The sequence below is a fragment of the Hyalangium sp. genome, assembly GCF_035629615.1.
Lineage (GTDB): Bacteria > Myxococcota > Myxococcia > Myxococcales > Myxococcaceae > Hyalangium.
The window spans coordinates 1-3,325 of record NZ_DASPHO010000092.1 but is presented as its reverse complement, the minus strand read 5'-3'; the positions used below and the strand labels follow the sequence as shown (position 1 = coordinate 3,325).

Here is a 3,325-nt window from a genome sequence, read left to right as displayed (position 1 = left end):
CGCTCCAGTTGCTGCTCGACGTGTGCAACAAGCCCCATCCGTTCCATCTCCGCCACCCTCCTCGTTGCTGGTGTCTGCCATCACATCAGCACAGGCTGACATGAGCGACGGTGAGGCGAGCAGTCTGTCCTGCCACGGGCGCAGCACTGGGAGCACCCCAAACCATCCGCCCGGTGGCGCTCTGCCAGATACGACTTCCCCTGAGGGACCCGGTTGGAGGAGCCTCAGAGCCAGTCCGGGTGGTCCTCCTTCATGAACATGATGCCGTGGAAGGTCGCCTTGCGTCCGTCCGGCTTCATCATCATCCACCCGAAGCGGGCGAATGTGTCGATGCGGCCCCAGATGGGGCTGTCCATCTTCGAGGTGTAGCCGTAGGCAATGAAGTGGCCTCCACGCTTCAGCGTCGAGTACGCGCGGCTGAAGTTGACGCCCCCCATGGCATCGAGCGCCACGTCCACGCCTCCAGGAGCCAGCTCGCGCACGCGCCTCGCGAAGTCCTCGCGGGTGTAGTCGATGGGCGTGGTGCCCAGGCTGCGCACCAGCTCCAACTTCCCGGTGGAGGCCCTGCTGTACAGCTCCAGCCCCTGGAGCTTGCCGAGCTGGAGCAGCGCCGTGCCCACCCCTCCGCGCGCTGGCGTGCGGGGCTGCGGGAGCCTGCCATCGCCTCGGCGCTGGCATTGATGCACGGCGATCCCAGCAAGGACTGGACGGTGGAGTCGCTGGCGCGGCAGGTGGGCATGTCGCGCTCGGCGTTCTCCGGGCTGTTCACTCAGGTAGTGGGCGAGGGGCCGTTGACGTATCTCACCCGCTGGCGCATGCACCGGGCTGCGGGGTGGCTGCGCGGGGAGCCGCACCTGAGCGTCACGGAGGCGGCGCAGCGCGTGGGCTATGAGTCCAAGGCCGCTTTCAACCGCGCCTTCAAGCGGGTGCTGGGCACGCCGCCGGGTGCGTACCGTCGCGAGGGCCGGTCCGACGGTGCAGCACGCGGCGAGCGGCGTGGGCTCGCGAGTGCCCGGGTCGGCGCTCGGAGGGCGCCCCGTGAAGGGCGCACGCGTCAGGACGCTGCACCACCCGCTGGAGAGGTCGCATCCGCTGGAGGGGTTGTAGCCACGGGGGAGTTTGCACCCACGGGAGGCGTTGTGCTCACGAGAAGGGTTGCACTGACGGGGGGGTTGCTCCCGCAGGAGGAACTGCACCCACGAGAGAGGTTGCAGGCCCCTCGCTCGCCTTCTTGCCTTCCGGCACCTTGAAGCCCAGGTACGTCCCGGAGCTGATGCCCATCAGGCCCAGCAGCGTCGCGCTGAAGTCCGGCATCGTCAGGCCCCTGTAGACCGAGCCGCAGAAGATGACACCGAGGACCAGCGTCCAGACGAAGAGCTGGAAGCGGTGGAGGCTGAGGCTGCCGGTGTCATCCTTCAACAGATCATTGAGGAAACCCTGCGTCTCCAAGGGCCTGCCCGCCTCGGAGGGCACGGCGGCTGACGACTGCTCGGCCAAGGGCTGTTTGTTCTTGTCGATCAACGACGCTCCCAGCGCCGTCCCCGCCCCAATGCCGAGCAGCGCAAGCACCGAGTCGGTGATCGTGTCGAGCTCCCCGGCGATCATCCAGATGAAGACGTACGCCGCGACCACGAGGAAGAACCAGAAGGCCATCTGGAACAGCGAGAGACTGTACGGCCGCTTCGAGACCGGCACCGTCACCGAACCGGTGCGAATCAACCCGCGCTTCTGGCAGAGCCACAGGAACACCAGCCCTCCCGCCACGAAGATGCCGAGGAAGAGGAAGAGCTTCGCGCGCGGGATGACTTCGAGCTGGAAGCCGGTGACGTTGCTCGCGAGCGAGAACTGATCGGTCGTGCCAACGCTGATGCTGACCTGGCGCGTGTAACCGGTGGGACTCCCGAGCAGCATGTGCCAGACCGCTTCCGACTGGGGCGTCCGCAGCAGCCGGTAGCGTACGTGGCCACCCGCCATATCGCACGAGATCGGCTGGAGCCCCTTGACGGCCACGCCGTCGATGAAGAGGACGATCGCACTACAGGTATCATTCGTCTGCTTCAGCAGGCTGCCGAAGTTCTGCACGTGCACCGAGATCAGATCGCCGAGCCCCGCCAGGTTCCAGCCCTGCGCGTCGTAGGAGTGGGCGTAGTAGACGCGGGGCGCACCGCCATCATCCTCAACCTTCGGCACATCCGGCGGCTCGATCTGCGCGAGCACCGGAGTCAAGACGAGCAGGCCTGCGAGAAGCACCAGTTTGCGCATGTCTCCTCCGTCCCCCACTCTAGCCTCCTTCATCGAGGCCAGCGGCGCGTCTTCAGGTACTCGCGCTTCACCGCTGGCTTGGGGTCTGGCGCGTCCACGGGCTCGAGGACGAGCTCGTACAGGCCGTTGTCGAACGGCCTGCCGGGAGCGGGCGCCTTGGGCAACAGCCGCTCGCGCTGCCCTCGGGCCGCGAGCGTCCGCGCCCGGTAGTGGCAGTAGGGGTTGTTGCCCGGACGTCCGAAGAGCGAGTGCGCCGTGAAGCTGCATCCTCCCATGCACACCTCGGCGAAGGGGCAGGTGCGGCAGAAGCCCCAGAGGTCCTCCACGGTGCGGGCCCGGGTGAAGGCCAGCTCGGGGCTGTCGTTCCAGATGCGCTCCAGCGGCAGCTCGCGCAGGTTGCCTCCCACGTAGTGGGCGGTCTGGAGAGACGGGCACCCCTTCACCGCGCCGTTGGACTCGATGCCCATCACATACCGGCCCGCCTGGCAGCCCCGCCAGTGGTCGCGCCCGCCAGCCTGCACCGAGCGCAGCAGCGCCTCCTCCGGCCCCAGGTAGCCCAGGTTGTTCCCTGGCATGATGAGGATGCGCTCCCGGTACGCCTGCTCCTTCAGCCGGGCGATGCGCGGCATCAGCTCCAGCAAGTCCCACGGCTGGAGCAGCAGGTCCGGCCGGTCCGCGGCCCGCCCAAGCGGCGCGGTGATCTGGATCTGCCACGCGCCGATGCCCTGGGCCTTCAGATGCGCGTACAGCCCCTCCAGGTCCCCCTGGTTGAGGCGGTTGAGGTTGGTGTTGGCGGCGGTCCGCACGCCCACCGCCTTCAGGTGGCCGAGCGCCGCCGTGGCCGACACGAAGCTGCCTCGGGCCGCACGCATCAGATCGTGGGTCTCCTCCAGTCCCTCCACACTCACCGAGGCCCCATGCAGGCCCGCCCGCGCCATCTCCCCTGCGAGCTCCGCGGTGATGCCTCGCCCCCCCCGTCGTCAGCATGGGGCGGACGCCCGCCGCCTTCAGCGCCTGGATGATGTCTAGGAAGCCCGGGTGCAGGTACGCCTCGCCGCCGATG

4 protein-coding genes are annotated in these 3,325 nt (G+C 68.2%); 1 reads left to right on the top strand and 3 read right to left on the bottom strand.

Features of this window, described 5'->3' with window-relative positions:
• Window positions 1–224: 224 nt before the first annotated feature.
• Window positions 225–620, bottom strand: a complete 396-nt coding sequence (locus tag VD972_RS04160; RefSeq protein ID WP_324981081.1) for a zinc-binding dehydrogenase — start codon at window positions 618–620, stop codon at window positions 225–227.
• Window positions 621–680: 60 nt separating this feature from the next.
• Between VD972_RS04160 and VD972_RS04155 the strand changes: the two genes are divergently transcribed.
• A complete protein-coding gene (locus tag VD972_RS04155; RefSeq protein ID WP_324981078.1) occupies window positions 681–1,250 on the top strand; it encodes a helix-turn-helix transcriptional regulator in 570 nt (189 codons plus the stop codon).
• Here VD972_RS04155 and VD972_RS04150 read toward each other — a convergent pair.
• Window positions 1,144–2,262 carry a hypothetical protein gene (locus tag VD972_RS04150; RefSeq protein ID WP_324981075.1) on the bottom strand — a complete coding sequence of 373 codons (1,119 nt, stop codon included), beginning with the start codon at window positions 2,260–2,262 and terminating at the stop codon, window positions 1,144–1,146. The genes VD972_RS04155 and VD972_RS04150 overlap by 107 nt on opposite strands.
• 29 nt (window positions 2,263–2,291) lie before the next feature.
• Window positions 2,292–3,200 carry an SPASM domain-containing protein gene (locus VD972_RS04145; RefSeq protein ID WP_324981072.1) on the bottom strand — a complete coding sequence of 303 codons (909 nt, stop codon included), beginning with the start codon at window positions 3,198–3,200 and terminating at the stop codon, window positions 2,292–2,294.
• Window positions 3,201–3,325: the final 125 nt, after the last annotated feature.

Bases quoted from the DNA above. Each gene is read 5' to 3' on its own strand.
- VD972_RS04150 (WP_324981075.1), bottom strand. From the start codon at position 2,262: ATGCGCAAACTGGTGCTTCTCGCAGGCCTGCTCGTCTTGACTCCGGTG.
- VD972_RS04145 (WP_324981072.1), bottom strand. From the start codon at position 3,200: ATGGCGCGGGCGGGCCTGCATGGGGCCTCGGTGAGTGTGGAGGGACTG.
- VD972_RS04155 (WP_324981078.1), top strand. From the start codon at position 681: ATGCACGGCGATCCCAGCAAGGACTGGACGGTGGAGTCGCTGGCGCGG.